This is a genomic window from Streptomyces sp. NPDC007157, from assembly GCF_040634235.1.
Taxonomy (GTDB): Bacteria; Actinomycetota; Actinomycetes; order Streptomycetales; family Streptomycetaceae; genus Streptomyces.
This window is the reverse complement of sequence record NZ_JBEYFE010000004.1, coordinates 388,383-407,395: the sequence shown is the minus strand read 5'-3', so window position 1 is coordinate 407,395 and position 19,013 is coordinate 388,383. Positions and strand designations below refer to the sequence as shown.

The window sequence follows — 19,013 nt, the reverse complement described above, 5'->3', positions numbered from 1 at the left end:
CCTGCTCAAGCCCGCCGAGCCGGGCCCCTGCCGCACGTTCACCCGGGGCAACCACGCCACAGCTACACCCGCACTCGCCCATTGATGGTGAAATATGCCATAAGGCCCCATCTTGTTCGACATAACCAACAGGCATACGCTTATGTCTCATGGGATCTCAAGGTGCAGTGCCCTCCCCCACCTGCGGCACCGTCCCTGAGCCACTCTCCCGGCAGTGGCCGTTCGGCGTTCGGCGCCGTCCCCATGCCGTGTTCCCACCGATGGAGGTCCGACGATGATCATTGACGCTGCGGAGCTCGACGCCGCCCACGCCTACAAACTGCTGATCGGAAGCATCATTCCGCGCGCCGTCGCCTGGGTGAGCACGGTGTCGACCGAGGGCGTGGCCAATCTCGCGCCGATCTCCTTCTTCACCGCCGTCGGTCGGAAGCCGCCCATGGTGTCGATCACCCTGCAGCCGCAGGCGGACGGCGTCACGCTGAAGGACACCTTCGTCAACATCCGTGACACCGGTGAGTTCGTCACCAACCTGGTGACGCTGCCGCAGGCGGACGCCATGCACGGTTCGGCGTACGGGTTCGAGCCGGACGTGGACGAGTTCGAGGCCCTGAATCTGGGCAAGGAGCCGTCCGAGGTCGTGCGCGCACCCCGGGTCAAGGACGCGCCGATCTCGTTCGAGTGCGTGGTCGACCGGATCATCCCCGTCGGGGACGACATGGTGGACCACGTGGTGTGGGGCCGGGTGGTGCGCTTCCACGTCCGGGACGATCTCTACCTGGAGCGCGGCCGTATCGATACCGCCGCCCTCCCTGCGGTGGGACGCCTGGCCGCCGAGTACACCCTGGTCGAGAACGTCTTCACCACTCCCCTGGACAAGGAACTGCTCGAAGCCCGGCACGGCCTGCGGATGCAGCGCCTGGACGGACGACCCGCCGACTGGTCGCCGATCAACACCGAGGAGTGGTCCCCCTCGGGGGAGGTCAGGGTCGCCCCCGGAAAGTGAGCACAGTGATGAGGACAGAACGCATCGGAACGACCGATGTGCGGTTCCGGCGGTGGAGCGAGGGAGACTTCGCTGTGGTGTTCGTCCACGGCTTCCTGGACGACCAGTACGTCTGGGACGGCCTGATCGGCGAACTCACCACCCCCGGCATCGAATGCGTCACCCTCGACCTGGCCGGGAGCGGGGACCGCACGCAAGCGAGCGGGCCGTTCACCTACGACCGGTTCGCCGACGAGGTGGGCGCCGTGACCGACGCCCTCGGCAAGCCCTTCGTGATCGTCGGTCAGAGCATGGGGTCGGCGGTGGCCGAGCTGACGGCAGCGCAGCGCCCCGACCGGGCTCGCGGTCTGGTGCTGGTCGCCCCGGTCCCGCTGGCCGGGACCCGGCAGCCCGACGAGGTGATGGACACCTTCCGTTCCCTGGGTGGCGACGGCGACGCGCAGCGCGCGGTCAGGACGCGGTTGTCGGTCGCGCTGGCGGCGGCGGACCTGGACCGGCTGGTGGTGAGCGGCACGCGGATGCGCCCCGAGACCGTGCGGGAGGCCGCCGACTGCTGGAACAACGGGCACCCGGCGGGCGAGCAGCCCAGCCGGTACACGGGGCCCGTGCTCATTGTGCGCGGCGAGGACGACGGCTTCGTCACCGACGAACTGGTCGCCCAGGGGGTCGCGCCGCGGTTTGCCGCGCCCGAGACGGTGGCGGTCGGCCAGGCCGGGCACTGGGCCCACCTGGAGCAGCCGGCCCGCGTCGCGGCGCACCTCGACCGCTTCCTGGCCCGCGCACTGCCCGCGGTGCGCGCATCGGGCTGGACCAACGCCTTCGAGGAGAAGTCGGCCGACGCGTTCGGCGACGTGTTCGCCGCCGATGTGACGCTGCAGGCCAGCGCGCTCACCCGTACCGTCAACGGCCGTGACCAGGTCAAGAACGTGCTGGCCGCAGCGAGCACGATCTACGACTCACTGGTCTTCACCCAGGAGACCGTCAGCGGGGACCGCACCTACGTGGAGTGGCAGGCCACCGCGTTCGGCGGCACGCGGATCGACGGCGTGACGATCCTGACGAAGAACGCGGACGGGCAGATCGCGCGAGCGGCCATCCACCACCGGCCGCTCGGCGCCCTCCACCGGTTCTCCGCCGAACTGGGTCGCAGGCTGAACGGCGTGCTCGACGCCGAGTACTTCCACCAGGGCTGAGCCCCTGTTCCCGTCATTGCGGTCGGGGCCCGACCCTCACCGCGCCGAGGAGGTTGTTCCATGATCCAGCGCGAGGATGTCGCGTTCCACGCCGACGGCGGAGTCACCCTGCGCGGCTGGCTCTTCCTGCCGGACGGTCCCGGCCCCCACCCGGCGATCACCATGGCCCACGGCTACGCCGGGGTCAGGGAGCACGGCCTGGAGCCCTTCGCGCGGGCCTTCGCCGAGGCCGGCTTCGTCGTCCTGCTGCACGACCACCGCGCCTTCGGCGCCAGCGACGGCCTTCCCCGGCAGGACATCGACCCCTGGCGGCAGATCGCCGACTGGCGCCGCGCCATCTCCTTTCTGGAGAGCCGGCCCGAGGTGGACGCCGACCGGATCGGCCTGTGGGGTACCAGCTACGCCGGCGGCCACGCCATCGTGCTGGGCGCCACCGATCGCCGGCTGCGCGCCGTGGTCTCCCAGGTGCCGACCATCAGCGGCTTCGAGCAGGGGCGGCGACGCGTCGCGCCGGAGGCGGTCGCGCAGGTGGAGGCCGCCTTCGACGAGGACGAGCGCGCCCAGGCCCGCGGCGAGGCCCCCCGCACCCAGGCCGTCGTCGGCGACGACCCGGCCGTGCCCGCCTCCTACCGGACGCGGGAAGCCATCGACTTCTACCTCCAGCCCGTACCGCGGGGTGTGTGGAGCAACGAGGTCACGGTCCGCTCCAACCGGCTGGCCCGCATGTACGAGCCCGGGGCCTGGGTGACCCGGGTCTCCCCCACGCCGCTGCTCATGGTCGTCGCCGCGAACGACACCGTGACCCTCACCGACACGGGGCTCGCAGCTTTCGAACAGGCCCTGGAGCCCAAGCGGCTGCAACTGATCCCCGGCGGCCACTTCGACCCGTACACCACCGAGTTCGACCGGGCGAGCGCCGCCGCCCTCGACTGGTTCCGACTGCACCTCTCCTGACCTACGCCCCCGACAGAGCGCAAGGACGACCCCCATGCCCCATCTGACCCACTCCATCGACGACGGCCTCGCCACGCTGGTCCTGGACAACCCGCCGCAGAACCGCATCGACCCGCGGATGGCCACCGACCTCGCCGAAGCGCTGGAGGCGATCGGCCACAGCGACGCCCGCGCGGTCCTGGTGCGCGCCGAGGGCCCGGACTTCAGCTTCGGCGGTGACATCGTCGACTGGCCGGATACGGACGCACGCGAACTGCGGACCCTCTTCGAGCGCTACATGCAGGTCTTCAACCAGCTCGAACGGCTCCCGCTGCCGGTAATCGCCGCCGTCCACGGGCTGTGCTTCGGCGGCGGTCTGGAACTCGCACTCCGCGCCGACGTGATCTTCGCCGGCGAGACGGCGCGTTTCGGTCACCCCGAGCAGACCCTGGGCATCGTCACCCTGCTCGGCGGGATCTACCGGGTCGCCGAACGTGCGGGCCGGGCCCGCGCCGCGGAATGGGCGCTCACCTCGGAGCAGGTGTCCGCCGCCGTCATGGCGGACGCCGGTGTCGTCAACCGGGTCGTTGCCGACGACGCCCTGCTGGCCGAGGCGACCGCCTTCGCCCGCAAGGCTGCCAAGGGCCCCACCCGTGCCTACGCCGCGCACAAGGCCCTGCTGCGTGCCTGGGCCGTCGGCGGGGTCGCCGCCGCGGACGAGGCGATGTTCGACATCGCCATGCCGTTGTTCGAAACCGACGACGTCACCAAGGGCCTCGCCTCCGCCGTCAAGGCCTTCAAGGCACAGCAGCCCCGGCCCGCCGTCGACTTTCAGGGCCGCTGACCGCGCCCCCTGGCCCGGGCCCGCCCCCGCCGGCAACCGCGCCCGCCCGTGCGGCACCGGTCCCGGGGAACGGGGGCACCCCGAACAGTCCCACCACCGTCGACCACCAACCAGACCGATCACCACAGACCGATCACCCACCAGTCATGGAGAAACCCGGAGTGCATTCCCAGCCCCACCCCCATCGCAGGTCACGGCCTCCGGTCCGCGTCTGGCTGCAGCCGTTCCTGATCGGTCTGGTCATCGTCTCGGCATTCGTCAGCTGCTACATCGGGTTCATGCGCGACCCCCAGCCCCACCGGATCCCCGTAGCGGTCACGGACCCCCAGCTCGCGAACAAGCTCCAGAAGGCCCTGGGTGACGCGATCGAGACCCGGCGTGCCGACTCCACCACCGAGGCACGTGACGCGCTGCGCCACCACGACGTCGTGGCCGTGGTGGGCACCGGCTCTCACGGCAAGGGCCTGAAACTCGACGTCGCGAGCGCGAACGGCCTGTCGACGACCACCGCGGTCACCAAACTCGTCACCGCGTACGCCCACGGCGCCGACCGGCACCTCAGCGTCTCCGACGTCGTTCCGCTCGACCGGTACGACTCCCGCGGGCTGGCCGGGTTCTACGTCTCCTTCGGGGTGACCCTCTCCGGCTTCGCCCTCGCTCAGAACGTCGTGGGCCTCCGCAGCCTGCTCCACCTTCGGCACCGCTTCACCCTGCTGGCCGCCTTCGCCGCGGCGTCGGGCCTGGTCGCCGCCGCCATCGCCGGTCCCATCCTCGGCGCCGTCCCCGCGTCGTTCCTCCCTCTCGCCTTCGTTCTGGCCCTGCTGGCCGCCGCCGCCGCGTTCACCACGAAAATGCTGGCCACCTACGTCGGCCCGCTCGGTATCCCCCTCGCCACCCTGCTGCTGCTGACCGTCGGCAACTCCACCAGCGGCGCAACCATCGGCACCAACCTCCTGCCCGGCGGAGCGCGGCCCCTGTCGGAGCTGCTGCCGCCCGGCGCCGCCGTCCGCGCCATCGCCGACCTCAGCTACTTCCAGGGCTCGCACGTCCTCGCCCCGCTGGCGACACTCATCCTGTGGGCCGCGGGTTCCGCGGTCCTGCTGGCCTTCCGCACCACCGAACAGGGCCCGGCGGCCCCCACGCCGCCCCAACCCCAGCCCCAGCCCCAGACCGCCCCGGCCCCGCACCTGTCCGCCGACGCGACAGCCGACGACACACCCGCGACCCACCGGGCCGGCACCGCCGCAGGTCACGCCGGGCCAGGCGACGGCACCGCCGCAGGTCACGCCGCGCCAGGCGACGACACCGCATGGCACCCGCCGTTCGCCGTGCCGCAGAAGGCGTCCGTCGCGATCGTTGAAAGCTCTGCCTGACCGCGGCTCGACAAGGAACACCGACAAGCCTCACTCGGTCGGCCGGCCCCATGGAATTCGAAACCGGCACGGCCGTACCCGCCCTCCGAGCCGGAAAGTCACTCCGGGCCGTCGAAGACGTCGGACGTGGGCTGTCCGTCGTGAAGCGCGGCCAGTGCGGCGGCGAGCTTGCCCCGGCCGGTGATGCCTAGGCGTGGATAGATGCGGTACAGGTGCGCTCCGACGGTGCGGTGCGAGATGAACAGGCGCTGGCCGATTTCCCGGTTGCTCAGCCCCTGGGACGCCAGCACGGCTATCTGCATTTCCTGGGCAGACAGCTGCTCGCCGGTGTTCGCGCGCCGTCGCCCACTCGACTCGCCGGTGGCACGCAGTTGCTCGCGCGCCATCTCGGCCCAGGGCTGCGCGCCGACCCGGTCGAACTCGTCGCGGGCGAGTCGAAGCGGCTGCCGAGCGTCCACGTTGCGGCGTTGGCGGCGCAACCAGCGGCCCTGGTGCAGATGCAGCCGGGCCCGCGCCGGCGTCCATTCGGCCGGCAGTGCGGCAAGCGCCGCGGCGTAGCGCTCCTCCGCGGTGTCGTCCGGAGCCAGCACCGCGTCGGTGTAGGCGTGCGCCACCACCATCATTTCCGAAGGGAGCCGTCCGGCCAGCTCCGGAAGGTCGGCCAGCAGGTCCCGGGCCTGCTTCACGGTGCCCGCGGCCACTGCGGCGTCCGCCAGGTCCGGCGCGAGCAGCCAGCGGCTCACCGAGTGGTAGTGCGGGTCACCGGGATCGAACGCCCGCGAGAGGATGTCGTAGGCCTCCATGGCGCGGCCGTCGAAGAGAGCGAGCAGGCCGTCGGTCTGCTGCGCCATCACGGTGACGAACGGCATGCCCGGGAACAGGCTGTGCGTGCGTAGTTCGCGGATCATCCGCGCTGCTTGCTCGGTTTCTCCGCGCAGCGCCGCCACCAGGCCGGCCGTGGCCTTCAGCCCCAGCCAGACGATCCACTCCTCGGTCTCCTCGGCCAGGGCGAGCCCCTCGGCGGACTCCTCGCGAGCTCGCTCGAGCCGACCGAGGTACACCTGTGGCCAGCTGGTGGCCAGCGAGCGGGCGAGCAGCCCGAGTCGGCCCTGCGACCGCCATGCCGCGGCGGCCATCGCAAGGTACTGAACGGCGCGGCTGACGTCGCCGATGACCATGGCACCGCTGCCGAGAAAATGCAGGATCCGGCCGTCTTCGGGGTCTGCTCCGATGGCGTCGAGCCGCGCGATCACGTCAGCTCCGTGCCGGTACGGTTCGGTGTACGCCCGCACCGCCAGGACATGGGGGGCGTCCGGGTCAGGGTTCCATCGATCCAGTTCTGCCGCGGCCTCGGCACGCACCTGCGCGTCGCCGTCCTGGAAGAAGCATCGTGCGCTGGCTCGCCACAACAGGTTCTCCGCGACGTCCCGGGCTCCTGCGTCGAACGCTCCGGCCGCCGCGGTGACCATGTCCTGGATCCGTCGCTCGGGCGCGCCGGGTTCGATTGCGCAATTGTCGGACACCACCATGAGGCGAGCCCGCTCGACCCGGCCCAGCACGCTCATGTCGGTGCGGTCCAGCAGCATCTGGACGCTGATGCGGTGGTTGATCTCGCTGGACAGCTCGGCCGCCCGGACCAGGATGCCGGTCCGGCGCTGAGCGTCGAGGACAAGGTCGGCCGCCTGACGCAGCGCAGGGACGGCGGCCGCCACCTTCCCTCGCGTCTGCGACGCGTCGGCGAACCGCTCGAGCCGGGCGGCCAGCTCCTCGTCCGGCCCGATCGTGGCCGCCGCCTCGTGGGCGAGTTGGCGCTCGGGGGTGTCCTCCATCACCGATGCCAGGGCACGGTGAGTGGCCAGCCGATCGGCGAGCGTGGCGTGGGTGTAGATCGCCGTGCGCATCAGCGGATGGCGAAACTCCGCGCTGTAGCCGACCAGGGTGACCAGATCCGCGTCGACCGCCTCCTGCACCGCGTCGACGGAGACCGCGGAGCCACAGAGGCGACTCGACACGTCGAGCAGCAGGTTGAGGGGCGCGGCCGGCTCGGCGGCAAGGACCAGGAGCAACGTCCTGCACTCCCGGCTCACCGAATCGGTACGCGCGGAGAACGCGTCCTCCAGCCGCTGGGTCAGCGGCAGGTCGTCCATCTGCGCGGTCCCGCCCTGCACGGCCTTGGGCAGCTCCACCAGGGCCAGCGGATTACCCGCGGCACGCTCCAGGATGAGCGCCCGCAACGTCGCCGGGAGATCGGGCGTGCCGGCATCGAGCAATTCGGCGGCGGCCGGCCGGCCGAGCGGCTCCAGGGGGAGGTCCAGGAGCACGTACGAGTCGGAGTACTGGACCCGGGCCGCAGCGATCACCTGTATGGCGTGGTCGCGGGTGCGCCGGGAAACGAACTTGAGCACGTCCCGACTGGAGGAATCGATCCACTGCAGGTCGTCGACCAGCAGCAGGAGCGGCTGCTGGTTGGCCGCGTCGGCGAGCAGTTCAAGCACGGCCAGTCCGACCCGGTAGATCTCGGGCTCGGTGTCCCTGGCGCTGAAGGCTCCGCTCAGCGCCGACCGGTGCGGAGCCGACAGGTCCTCCATGCCACGGGCGACCGGTTGCAGCAGCATCTGCAGCGCGGCGAACGGCAGCCACTGCTCGGGCTCCACCCCAGATGTCCGCAGCACCTTGAAGCCGCTTTCGCCGGCCTCGGCCCCGACCGTGCGCAACAGAGCCGACTTGCCGACGCCGGCAGCGCCGTGCACCAGCAGCGCGCTGCCGTGCCCAGCCGCAGCGTCCGCGAGCAGGCCGCGCAGGGTGCGCAGCTCCTTGTCCCGCCCGATCATCGAACCCGTACGGATCCCGCCCTCTGCGGGGTCCCCGACAGCCCCGTCCCGACGCGTACGCCCGGTGTGACCGTGAGCGTGCGGGCCTGAGGGGGCCTTACGAAGACGAAGCCCGCCGCCGTCCGGCGGTGCCCGCGTGCGGTGCTTGCGTTGACCGTGGCGACGGGACGCTCAAGCAGGGCCGGTCGTCCGCTCGTCGGCACAGCAGGCATGGGGCACAGCACGTGAAGCTTCTCTCCATCGAGGCGTCGTTGCGACCATCATGCTACTCGTGAGGTGCGACGACCCTCGTAGGGCGGGCTCAACCATCAGTCGAACGACTCTCGTAACAGCACACCTGACGGCGAGTCTCGGTCGATTCCGGGCGGACCCGCGACTCTGCCGAGCATGATCCCGACGGGGGCGAAGAACGGGCAAAGTGGTCCTGAGAAGCGCACAAGGTAGGACGTCACGCTTCGTCCGAAACCTGGCTGACGAAACTCTCGATACCCAGAAAGCTCCTCTCCCCTCCAAGGGACACGACCTCGAAGGTGCGTTCCAGGAATTCGTCGATCACTACCGCCGACGCGGCTACCACAAAGGTTTCCCAGCCCGACCTGAACGACATGTAGACCAACTCGTGACCGCGGATTTCGGTGGGCCAGATCTGAATATCACCGAAACCGGAGAGCCGCCGCCGGCCGGAAGCCAGGAGCTCGCGTCCAAGTTCCCACTCGATGACCAGATCGGTGCCCGCATTGAATGCCATGACTATGGAATACGGCTCCGTGCTGTCATATCGGAGATCTGTTGCGACCGGCAGAGGCACATCCTCTTCGAGAAGCGCCACAACCGTCCGACACGTCACCGGATCACGCTGGATGTCCCACTCCGCGTGGCCATCCTGCCGGCGTCTGCGATCTTTGTGAGCACACCCGGGCTCATCATCGGTGCCGAAGACCTTCCCACTCATGATTCGTCCTCTCTCGTCTTCCCGCCACGACGGCTACCGGTCGGCGCCCACAGAGCCGCGAATGGGCCAACGGCTGATTCGGAAGGTCCTCACCTGCTCCGGTAGATCGGGTCGTTACGAGCCTGGGACCGGCCGAGACCTGATGCATCAGTCAAGTGACCGTCAGCGGACGTGCCAGGCCGGGCGAGGTGTCGGTGTCGCCGCGGGAGCCCAGCTCCAGAGCGCGGTGCACACTCAGTTTCAAGTGAAACCGTATCGAATGCACATATGGCTGTAATGTGACCTCGTGACCATCCACATTCCCCACAGAGCCACCCCTCCGACCGGCTCGCGTGCGACCGACCGCCCCGGGGACACGTCGCCCTTCGCCCTCGCCCTCCTCCTGCGGCGGGCGCACTGGCGGGCGGCGGGGGTGATGACGGAGGCGCTCCGCCCGCTCGGTATCGAGTTGCGGCATTTCGCGGTGCTTCTGGTGCTGGTCGACCGCGGGCCCACGGTGCAGCGGGACCTGGGGCCGGCGACGGGCTCGGACAAGGCGGGGATCATGCGGGTCGTGGACGACCTGGAGCGCATGGGGCTGGCCGTGCGCAAGGCGGTGCCGGGTGACCGGCGGGTGAGGGCGGTGGAGATCACGCCCCGGGGTGTCGAGTTGTTCGACGCGGCGCATGTGGCGGCGGAGCCGCTGGCCGAGCGTCTGGTCACCGGCCTCGGACCGGACGAGCGCGAGCAGTTGACCGGATTGCTGACCCGGTTCGCCCATCCCGCGGAAGGCGACGCGTAAGCACGCACGCACGCCCGGCGGCCGACCAAAGCCCGGACGGACTCCGGGCGCGTCATCGCCGTCGGGACCGAAGCGCCCGCACCAACCCGCGGCACGGAGCACACCCACCGCCCCTCCCCCCATATGCGCCACCCCTCTCGCCCGAGATGGTATTAACTGATACTGTCTATAACGCGACGGTTGCAGGCGTGTCGGACGGAGAAGGGGTGCAGGCGATCATGAATGTCTATGAAGCGGTCACGAGTCGGCGCGCTGTACGGGAATTCACCGACCAGCAAGTCCCACGGGAGGTGCTGGAGCGCGTGCTGTCCGCCGCGGCGTGGGCGCCGTCCGGATCGAACCTCCAGCCGTGGCACGCCTACGTGCTGACCGGCCGGCCACTGGCCGAGCTCAAGAAGCGCGCCGGTGAGCGCATAGCCGCGGGCGACCCCTGGGACGAGCCGGAGTACGAGCAGTACCCCCCGGTGCTCATGAGTCCCTACCAGGAGCGCCGATCCGCCTTCGGCGAGCAGCGCTACGGCGCACTCGGCATTCCGCGTGCGGACCTGGAGGCGCGGCAGCGGGCCGCTGCCGCGAACTGGGACTGCTTCGGGGCACCCGCCGCCCTGTTCTGCTACATCGACCGCGGTCTGGGCCGACCCCAGTGGTCCGACGTGGGCATGTACCTGCAGTCCGTGATGCTGCTGCTCCGCGCCGAAGGGCTGCACAGCTGCACGCAGATGGCCTGGGCCAAGTACCACAGGACCGTCGCGGAGGTCCTGTCGCCCCCGGATGACCTCCTTCTCTTCTGCGGCATGTCGATCGGGCACGAGGACGTTACGGCGAGCCAGCCCCGCATCGGCCGAGCGCCGCTCGCGGAGACGGTGACGTTCGTCGAGGGTTGCTGACACCGTCGGCGTCCGCAGGGGGGCGTACTCTCGCCCGTCCGGGCTTCCGGGCTTGCAGCGTGGCCGACCACGCACCCGACGCAAGCACGACAGACCCGAGCCCCCGGACCCGCATGGACGTGTTCATGGTCGTCCTGACGGGCGTCCGTGCGAGCCGGGGTCGCCCTGGGTGGGGAGCTGGTTCCAGGAGCGCAGCTTGTCGGGATTGAGGACAACCCAGACCTGTGCGACACGGTGTTCGGCGATGTCGAGGCTGATGACGGCGGCGACCTGACGGTCGTAGCGGGCGATGAGGCCGGTACGCCCGTTGACGGACTGGGTGGTCAAAGTGGTGCGGGGATGGCGGGCCAGGAGCACCAGCAGGCTGTGCGCGACCTGACGGCTGCCGTGCACGGGCCTGCTGAGTGCGCGGACCTTGCCGCCGCCGTCGAAGAACGCCGTGGCGTCCGGACACAGCAACGACTCAAGCAGTTCGGCATCCTCGTCCGCACAGGCCTGGCGGACGGTGCGGGCGAGGAGATCGTGCTCGTCCGGTGGGGTGGAGCGGGAGCGCTGCCTCCGAATACTGTGCCGGGCACGGTCGGCGAGCTCTACGCACTCGGACTCCGGGCGTCCCACGATGTCGGCCACCGCACCGGAGGCCATCCCGAAGACGTCATTGAGCACGAAGGCCGCCCGCTCGGCCGGCGACAGGGAGTCCAGCGCGTTCAGCAGAACCCGGCTGACCTCCTTTGCCAGGCCCGCCTGAGCTCCCTCGGCGTCTCCCGTCCTCGTGAGGTGCGCCTCGGGCCGGCGGTCCCCCTGACCGGTCGCACCCCGGCGGGGGTGAGCGAGCAGGCCGAGACAGATCCCGCCCGCGGTCTTCGCGAGCCAGTACCGGGGAGTTGGGATTTCCCCACGCTCCGCCTCGGACAGCCCGTACCACCGACGGTAGGTCTCACCGACGACGCTCTCCGCCTCACCGGAGCTGCCCAACATCCAGTAGGTGACTTCCAGCAGGTGCCGACGCTCATCGAGCAACTCCGCGACCGGCACCGAGTCAGCATGATCCATACGGCATCCTCCCCCTCACAAGGCACGGCGCTGCACGGCCGCACACACCGATCCCGTCAACCTTCGCGAGGGCTTCATTCCTCGGCTCAATCCTTTGACCGGGTATGCACGCGTCGTGTGACATCAGCCATCCCACCTGCGCCCGCTACGGAAGAACCCCCAGGCCCGGAACGGCCGCATCGGCTCCGGCCGCCCGTGCGTCCGGCTCGGAATTGCCGTCGGTGCCGTTCCCGGCGGTCCGGACGACCCTCGGAGGGCAGTTCGCCTCCGTCGGACCGCGGTGTGCCGAAGAGTGACCAGTCGGGCCAGGACCGTGCAACACAGGCCCGGCGATGAAGCGTTGGAGTCGACTTCGTCACAGAAGCCGGGGGCATCCGGTCTTCACTCGCGGCAGCGGTGTGGCCCACGAAGGCGACCGAACGCTGCTGTCGCCCGGCGTGTTGTCGGTGCGAGGTGCGGGTGTGACTCGAACGTCGAAAGAGAGGACCTGGCTGTGCTCGTTGTTCCGGATCCGAAGGTCGTCAGAAGGCTGCTGACCCGGTACGCGTCTCTGCGGATCGCGCTCGCCGAAGACGGGTGGCGGGAAGGTGCACGTGAGCTTGAGGACGTGAGTTACACGCTGTGCATCACGATGGGAACCCGGAACGTGCGCGAGGCGATAGCGGCCGCGGACACGCTGCTCGTGGCCCGGGTCAGGCGGAACAGTGTCCAGGAGCCGGACAGCGCGGACGGTTCGCCGGCGGTCCCCTCCGGCTGCTCCGGGCTCGTTGACGGATCCTCTGTCACTCCGTAGAGGTTCGCGCTCGCCTGTTTCGCCGCCGGATCGAGGCATCCGCCTCGGCACGACGGCGAAGTCCTGGTCGTAGCAGGGTCGGTGGGTGGCGGGGGGGGTGGCCGCGGGCGTCACGGCCGGGTTCGCCGCAGGGGACGTACCGCCCGGAGTCCGTCCGCGCTTTGGTCGGCCGCCGGGCGTGCGTGCGTGCTTACGCGTCGCCTTCCGAGGGATGGGCGAACCGGGTCAGCAATCCGGTCAACTGCTCGCGCTCGTCCGGTCCCAGGCCGGTGACCAGACGCTCGGCCAGCGGCTCCGCCGCCACATGCGCCGCGTCGAACAACTCGACACCCCGGGGCGTGATCTCCACCGCCCTCACCCGCCGGTCACCCGGCACCGCCTTGCGCACGGCCAGCCCCATGCGCTCCAGGTCGTCCACGACCCGCATGATCCCCGCCTTGTCCGAGCCCGTCGCCGACCCCAGGTCCCGCTGCACCGTGGGCCCGCGGTCGACCAGCACCAGAAGCACCGCGAAATGCCGCAACTCGATACCGAGCGGGCGGAGCGCCTCCGTCATCACCCCCGCCGCCCGCCAGTGCGCCCGCCGCAGCAACAGGCCGAGAGCGAAAGGTGAAGTGTCCCCGGGACGGTCGGTCGCACGCGAGCCGCTCGAGGGGCGAGGAGCATCGGCAGTCACAGTTCCAGGCTATCAGCTACCCATTCATCCGATACGGTATCGTTTGAAACAAACTATGGCGGTCACGCCTCATGCAATCGCAGGGCGGCCGTAGCGTTCGCGAGCCTGGACAACCGTCTCCGGGGCGACTGCGCCCACCCGTGCCAACTGGTCCAGGGCGGCGACGACGATCGACTCGGCGTCGACGTGGAAATAGCGGCGTACGGCATCACGGGTGTCCGACAGCCCGAAGCCGTCCGTGCCCAGCGACGTGTAGTCCTGCTCCACCCACTGGCTGATCTGGTCGGGCACCTGCCGCATCCAGTCGCTGACCGCCAGAACGGGCCCTGACGTGCCCGACAGCGCGGCCGTCACGTACGGAACCCGCTCCTCGCCCCGAAGCCGCGCCCGGTCGGCACTCATGCCGTCGCGGCGCAGCTCCGTCCAGGAGGTCACCGACCACACGTCGGCCCGGACCCCCCACTGGGACATGAGCAGCTCCTGGGCCTCCAGCACCCAGTGGACGGCCGTGCCGGAAGCCAGCAACTGGATGCGCGGTCCCGCGCCCAGCGGCTCCGCCTGCCGGAACCGGTACATGCCCCGGAGGATCCCCTCCTCGACCTCCGGCCCGGTTGGCATGGCAGGCTGCCGCTTGGGCTCGTTGTAGACCGTCAGGTAGTAGAAGACGTCCTCGGGCTGGTCGCCGTACATCCGTCGCAGCCCTTCCCTGACGATCACCGCGATCTCGTACGCGAAGGCGGGGTCGTAGCTCACCGCGGCCGGATTCACGGATGCCAGCAGGTGGGAATGTCCGTCGGCGTGCTGCAGCCCCTCACCTGTCATCGTCGTACGGCCGGCGGTCGCCCCGATGACGAACCCGCGCCCCATCTGGTCCGCCAGGGCCCAGAACTGGTCGCCGGTTCGCTGGAAACCGAACATGGCGTAGAACATGTAGAACGGGATCATGGGCTCGCCGTGTGTGGCGTACGAGGTCGCCGCGGCGGTGAACTCGGCCATGGAGCCGGCCTCGGTAATGCCCTCGTCGATGAGCTGGCCGTTCTTGGCCTCGCGGTAGTAGAGCAGCTGATCCGCGTCGACCGGTTCGTAGGTCTGGCCGTGCGGCGAGTAGATGCCGGCTGTCGGGAACAGGGATTCCATGCCGAACGTGCGGGCCTCGTCGGGGATGATCGGCACCCAGCGCCGCCCGGTCTCCTCGACCCGCATCAGGTCCTTGACCAGCCGGACAAGAGCCATGGTGGTGGCCACCTCCTGTTTGCCGAAGCCCTTCGCCAGCGACTCGAAGGGGGCGGCCGGGGGCTGCTGCATCGGCTTGGCGACCACCTTGCGCACCGGGGCCGGCCCTCCCAGAGCCGTACGCCGATCGCGCAGGTACCGCACCTCTTCCGAATTCTCACCCGGGTGCCAGTACGGCACCAGGTCGCCGCTCAACGCGCTGTCGGGAATGGGAAGTTCAAGCACGTCCCGCATGTCACGGAACTGCGCCATGGTCAGCTTCTTCATCTGGTGATTGGCGTTGCGGGACTCGAAGCCCGCGCCCAGCGTGTGCCCCTTCACCGTCTGGGCGAGGATGACGGTCGGTGCGCCACGGTGCTGGACTGCGGCGCGATAGGCGGCATGGACCTTGAGCGGTTCGTGCCCGCCCCGCGAGTTCTCGAACAGATCGGTGAGCTGGGCGTCGCTGAGCCGAGCGGCGATGCCGGAGAGCGCGTCGCCGGTGAAGAAGTGCCTGCGTAGGTAGGCGGCGTCCCGCGCGGCGTACGTCTGCATCTGGGCGTCGGGTACCTCGCCCAGGCGGTGGACGAGGGCCCCCGTGGTGTCCTGTCGCAGCACGGCGTCCCAAGCCTCGCCCCAGAGGGACTTCACGACGTTCCAGCCCGCTCCGCGGAACCGGCCCTCAAGCTCCTGAACGATCTTGGAATTCGACCGTACGGGGCCGTCCAGGCGCTGCAGGTTGCAGTTGACGACGAAGGTGAGGTTGTCGAGCCCCTCGCGGGCGGCGAGCGCCAACGCGGCCATCGCCTCGGGCTCGTCCATTTCCCCGTCCCCGAGGAATGCCCATACACGGGACCCGGATGTGTCCTTGATGCCGCGCGCGTGCAGGTAGCGGTTGAACCGAGCCTGGTAGATGGCGGCGAGCGGACCAAGCCCCATGGAGACGGTCGGAAACTCCCACAGCCACGGCAGGCGGCGGGGGTGGGGGTAGGACGGCAGTCCGTGGCCGCCGGCCTCGCGTCGGAAACCGTCCAACTGCTTCTCGTCGAGGCGCCCCTCCAGGAACACGCGGGCGTAGATGCCGGGCGAGGCATGCCCCTGCACGTACAGCTGATCGCCCGACCCGTCCCCGTTCTTGCCTTTGAAGAAATGGTTGAACCCGACCTCGTAGAGCCATGCCGCCGAAGCGTAGGTGGCTATGTGGCCGCCGAGCCCCAGGCGGGAGCCGCGTGTCACCATCGCTGCCGCGTTCCAGCGGTTCAAGGCGGTGATCCTGGACTCCACGGCGACATCACCGGGGAAGACCGGCTGCGCGGACGCCGGGATCGTGTTGATGTAGTCCGAGGACAGGAGTCCGGGCAGGGCGATCCCGGACCTGGCCGCGTGCTCGTGCACCCGTCGCAGCAAGTACACCGCCCGGTGCGGCCCTGCGTTCCGCACGACGGCGTCGAGTGATGCCTGCCATTCGGCGGTCTCCTCGGTGTCCCCGTCGGGTAGTTGGTCGAGCTCGCTCGTCGCAGAGAACTCGGTGGGCCGGGACGGATCACTCATGGCGGCCTTTCTGTCACAGCGTGGGCAGGGGAGAGACCGACTGCCGACATGGAGATGCTCCGGTGTCGACCGGTCAGAGATGTGCGTGGATGGGGTGAAGTCAGCCGTTCACCACACCTTGGACCGCCCTCGTGCCACCTTTGTGACAGTCCTCGACGTCACGCGATCAACGTGTGTGCACCGTGCCGCGTGATGCGTTCGAGTACGCCTGGCCCGAGACTGCTGAAGTCCTGCCGGGCGCGACCCGCAGCTGGGCCGTACGCCATGACATGGCCACTGAGACCTGCATCACACCGCTCTTCGGTGTCACACCTTGCCGGGCTGTCCGGTCAGTGGTGCGTACCAGCAATTTCATCTGGAGGGCCAATGGACGCACGCCTCAACTACTACGGCAATCCCTTCGCGGGCAAGGTGCTCAAGCAGTTCTTCACGGCCAGCAAGGCGCTGGCGGACTCGACGCTGCCGGCCACCATTCAGTATCTGGTGGAGGTCCGCGCCAGCCAGATCAACGGCTGCGGCTTCTGCACCGACATGCACACCAAGGAGGCCACCCACGCCGGGGAGTCCTCGGTGCGGCTCAACCTGATCGCCGCCTGGCGGGAGGCGACGGTCTTCACCGAGGCCGAGCGCGCCGCGCTGGAACTGGCCGAGCAGGGCACCCGCGTCGCGGACGCGGCCGGTGGTGTCACCGACGAGGCCTGGGCGAACGCCGCCAAGCACTTCGACGAGGACCAACTCGCCGCGCTGACGACCCTCATTGCCCTCATCAACGCCTACAACCGCATCAACATCATCACCCAGCAGCCGGCCGGCAGCTACAAGGTCGGCATGTTCGGCTGAGCCAGGGCCGGGCCCGTACGGCGTGGACGCATGTCGACACGCATCACCGTGCCGCGACCGGCGACCCGCTGCGCGCGAAGCGGGAGGCTCACGGCGTGTCACAGATGCGGTCCACGCTCTGTCTTCGCTGTGAAGCAAGTTGTTGTGAGCCCGGAACCACCGACGCGAGATCGTCCGTTCCGGGCCGGTCTACGGAGGTGTAGCACCATGCACGAAATGCACTCAGAGGACGGCTTCGGACCCAAGATGCTGGCGGACGTCAAGCCGCCTTTCGTTCCCGAGGGCGCGTCGGGAATGACTGTCCTCGTCGAGTGGGCTCCCGGCGACCCCGGGACTCCTCCGCACCGCCACTCGGGGCCGTGTTTCGGCTACGTCCTCGAGGGCGCGGTCCGGTGGGAGCTCGAGGGTGAGCCGGAGCACGTGATCAAGGCCGGTGAGACGTTCTGGGAGCCGGGCGGTGAGATGATCCACTACCAGAACGGCAACGCCTCGTCGGACGCGCCGGCCAAGTACATCGTGTTCATGATGTGCGCGCCGGACCAGCCGATGCTCACCCTGGTCGACGACGAGGAACTGAAGGAACGGGCCCACCTGCGCGCCCCGCGGCCCACCGACTGACCGCCCGCGCACAGGCCGGTTCCGAACGGCGTGGGTACGGCTCGCTGACAGCGCTGTTCGCGGCTACGGCGGTCCCCGCACCGCGGCATGCCGGCGTGCCTTGGACGGCGCAGCCGAGTCGGCCATCTTCAACCGCGGTTCCCCAGCAGCACCGTCATGGCCCTTGCCGTGGCGGTGCTGCGGGCTCCGAGCGCGGCCGACTCGTCCGGTGCCCGGCCATCGTGACAGCATGTCGGGCTTCAACCGTGCGCCCCGGGAGGCATCCGCCAAGGTTCGCGCACTCGGTCCAGGGCGAGGACGGGCGACGACCGTCGCCACCCGGGACCCCGCCTCGATCGCCAGGGCCGAAGCGGTCGACGGCCGAACCCGGCGTTCACCTGCACGAAGGTCCGTGCGCGCGGAACTCCTGACGGTGCAGGGCCTCGTCGTGGCCGAACAGGGACGGCTGGGCTGCGGGTGCGGCCGGCGAAATGCGTCAGAGCCCCCGCCGGCCCCTGGACGGTTCACCCGCGTCCTGCCGCGACCTGGGCCGATGATTCACCAAGTCGCGGCACGAACCAATGACCCGACCGTCGGCACTTTCGAAGAGGCCCGGCACAGGCCTGCTCGCATGGTCAGGGCTGAGGCACTCGCCAGGCGAGCCGCACGCCACCGACTGTCACAACAGCGGGGACGTGTCTGTCAACTGACTGTCCGGATCCGGAAACCTCCCTACGCGAAGGTGCACCAAATATGGCATACGACACTACCAGTCCGTTGGGCTCTGCCCATGGCCCGGAGTCTGGTATCGCATGGCGGCTCGGCGCGAAGCGGCCGCGTGACGTGAAAGGGCCGACGGACGCGATCTTTCCCGCGTCGGTCTCGGCTCAGCGCCCTGCCGTGTACTGCGTCGCTGACGGAGTCATGCCATGACCGAGCGGACCAGGTTGCCCAATCTGTCCACCGACAAGGACTTCGACGGCAAGGCCTTCGCCCCGATCTACACCGCGTCCGTGACGGTGAGCGGGGGGATGGTCAGTCACGGGCGGGCCTCGGGAAGGGCCCGCTCGGGGGACGGAGTCCTGGATCTCCACCTGCGCATGCCCGAGGAACTGGGAGGAGACGGCCAGGGGACGAATCCCGAGCAGTTGTTCGCCGCCGGCATGGCCGCCTGTTTTCACGGGGCGCTGAGTCTGGTCGCACGACAGGCCGCGCTCGACCCCGCGGCGATCTCCGTGGTGGCGACCGTGGCTTTTGGACGGGACCCGGAAGACGGCGGCTACTTGTTGCACATCGACCTTGAGGTCAGGTGGCCGGACGTCGACGTTGCCGTCGCCGCCCCGCTCGTGGAGAAGGCCGATTCGCTGTGCCCCTACACGAAGATGGCCCTGCGGGGAACACCGACAAGCATCAGACTGGCCTCATAGCCGACGGCGAACGCTTCCTGTCCAGCTGTACGTCGTTTCCGTAGCCGTTGTGTGCGTCAGGCCGGCA

At 69.6% G+C, this 19,013-nt stretch carries 16 protein-coding genes; 11 read left to right on the top strand and 5 right to left on the bottom strand.

Annotation, left to right across the window (positions count from 1 at the left end; all coding sequences use genetic code 11):
- Positions 1 to 274 precede the first annotated feature (274 nt).
- The 5 genes from ABZ642_RS09750 to ABZ642_RS09730 all read left to right on the top strand — a co-directional run bounded on the left by ABZ642_RS09750 (position 275) and on the right by ABZ642_RS09730 (position 5,346).
- Positions 275 to 1,003: a flavin reductase family protein gene (locus tag ABZ642_RS09750; protein WP_360479877.1), complete on the top strand. Its 729-nt coding sequence runs from the start codon at positions 275 to 277 to the stop codon at positions 1,001 to 1,003.
- A gap of 8 nt (positions 1,004 to 1,011) precedes the next feature.
- Positions 1,012 to 2,196, top strand: coding sequence for an alpha/beta fold hydrolase (locus ABZ642_RS09745; protein WP_360479874.1), 1,185 nt, complete (start codon positions 1,012 to 1,014; stop codon positions 2,194 to 2,196).
- A 60-nt stretch (positions 2,197 to 2,256) separates the two neighbouring features.
- A complete protein-coding gene (locus tag ABZ642_RS09740; RefSeq protein WP_360479872.1) occupies positions 2,257 to 3,150 on the top strand; it encodes an alpha/beta hydrolase in 894 nt (297 codons plus the stop codon).
- Positions 3,151 to 3,184: 34 nt separating this feature from the next.
- The gene (locus tag ABZ642_RS09735; RefSeq protein ID WP_360479869.1) at positions 3,185 to 3,973 is read left to right on the top strand and encodes an enoyl-CoA hydratase/isomerase family protein; all 789 of its coding nucleotides are present in this window, start codon (positions 3,185 to 3,187) and stop codon (positions 3,971 to 3,973) included.
- Positions 3,974 to 4,119: 146 nt separating this feature from the next.
- Positions 4,120 to 5,346, top strand: a complete 1,227-nt coding sequence (locus tag ABZ642_RS09730; protein WP_360479866.1) for a hypothetical protein — start codon at positions 4,120 to 4,122, stop codon at positions 5,344 to 5,346.
- 98 nt (positions 5,347 to 5,444) lie between these two features.
- Here ABZ642_RS09730 and ABZ642_RS09725 read toward each other — a convergent pair whose 3' ends face one another.
- Together ABZ642_RS09725 and ABZ642_RS09720 are read right to left on the bottom strand one after the other, a co-directional pair.
- Positions 5,445 to 8,177 (bottom strand): AAA family ATPase, encoded by a 2,733-nt coding sequence (locus ABZ642_RS09725; RefSeq protein WP_360479863.1) that lies wholly within the window; start codon positions 8,175 to 8,177, stop codon positions 5,445 to 5,447.
- Positions 8,178 to 8,625: 448 nt separating this feature from the next.
- The gene (locus ABZ642_RS09720; RefSeq protein ID WP_360479860.1) at positions 8,626 to 9,129 is read right to left on the bottom strand and encodes an SsgA family sporulation/cell division regulator; all 504 of its coding nucleotides are present in this window, start codon (positions 9,127 to 9,129) and stop codon (positions 8,626 to 8,628) included.
- A 286-nt stretch (positions 9,130 to 9,415) separates the two neighbouring features.
- Between ABZ642_RS09720 and ABZ642_RS09715 the strand changes: the two genes are divergently transcribed.
- Together ABZ642_RS09715 and ABZ642_RS09710 are read left to right on the top strand one after the other, a co-directional pair.
- Positions 9,416 to 9,910, top strand: a complete 495-nt coding sequence (locus ABZ642_RS09715; RefSeq protein ID WP_360479857.1) for a MarR family transcriptional regulator — start codon at positions 9,416 to 9,418, stop codon at positions 9,908 to 9,910.
- Positions 9,911 to 10,128: 218 nt separating this feature from the next.
- A complete protein-coding gene (locus tag ABZ642_RS09710; protein WP_360479854.1) occupies positions 10,129 to 10,797 on the top strand; it encodes a nitroreductase in 669 nt (222 codons plus the stop codon).
- A 123-nt stretch (positions 10,798 to 10,920) separates the two neighbouring features.
- On the opposite strand, the gene ABZ642_RS09705 is transcribed toward ABZ642_RS09710, so the two are convergent.
- Positions 10,921 to 11,850: an RNA polymerase subunit sigma gene (locus tag ABZ642_RS09705; protein ID WP_360479851.1), complete on the bottom strand. Its 930-nt coding sequence runs from the start codon at positions 11,848 to 11,850 to the stop codon at positions 10,921 to 10,923.
- Positions 11,851 to 12,343: 493 nt separating this feature from the next.
- Between ABZ642_RS09705 and ABZ642_RS09700 the strand changes: the two genes are divergently transcribed.
- Complete coding sequence (locus ABZ642_RS09700; protein WP_360479848.1) at positions 12,344 to 12,643, top strand: DUF5133 domain-containing protein; 300 nt, start codon at positions 12,344 to 12,346, stop codon at positions 12,641 to 12,643.
- 190 nt (positions 12,644 to 12,833) lie between these two features.
- On the opposite strand, the gene ABZ642_RS09695 is transcribed toward ABZ642_RS09700, so the two are convergent.
- Both ABZ642_RS09695 and aceE read right to left on the bottom strand, forming a co-directional pair.
- On the bottom strand, positions 12,834 to 13,199 hold the full coding sequence (locus tag ABZ642_RS09695; RefSeq protein WP_360479845.1) for a MarR family transcriptional regulator: 366 nt from the start codon (positions 13,197 to 13,199) through the stop codon (positions 12,834 to 12,836).
- A gap of 189 nt (positions 13,200 to 13,388) precedes the next feature.
- The gene (aceE, locus tag ABZ642_RS09690) at positions 13,389 to 16,082 is read right to left on the bottom strand and encodes a pyruvate dehydrogenase (acetyl-transferring), homodimeric type (protein WP_360479842.1); all 2,694 of its coding nucleotides are present in this window, start codon (positions 16,080 to 16,082) and stop codon (positions 13,389 to 13,391) included.
- A gap of 366 nt (positions 16,083 to 16,448) precedes the next feature.
- On the opposite strand from aceE, the gene ABZ642_RS09685 reads away from it, so the two are divergent.
- The 3 genes from ABZ642_RS09685 to ABZ642_RS09675 all read left to right on the top strand — a co-directional run bounded on the left by ABZ642_RS09685 (position 16,449) and on the right by ABZ642_RS09675 (position 18,946).
- A complete protein-coding gene (locus ABZ642_RS09685; RefSeq protein ID WP_360479839.1) occupies positions 16,449 to 16,922 on the top strand; it encodes a carboxymuconolactone decarboxylase family protein in 474 nt (157 codons plus the stop codon).
- Between the two features lie 216 nt (positions 16,923 to 17,138).
- The gene (locus ABZ642_RS09680; RefSeq protein ID WP_360479836.1) at positions 17,139 to 17,540 is read left to right on the top strand and encodes a cupin domain-containing protein; all 402 of its coding nucleotides are present in this window, start codon (positions 17,139 to 17,141) and stop codon (positions 17,538 to 17,540) included.
- Between the two features lie 908 nt (positions 17,541 to 18,448).
- Complete coding sequence (locus ABZ642_RS09675; protein WP_360479833.1) at positions 18,449 to 18,946, top strand: Ohr family peroxiredoxin; 498 nt, start codon at positions 18,449 to 18,451, stop codon at positions 18,944 to 18,946.
- Positions 18,947 to 19,013 lie beyond the last annotated feature (67 nt).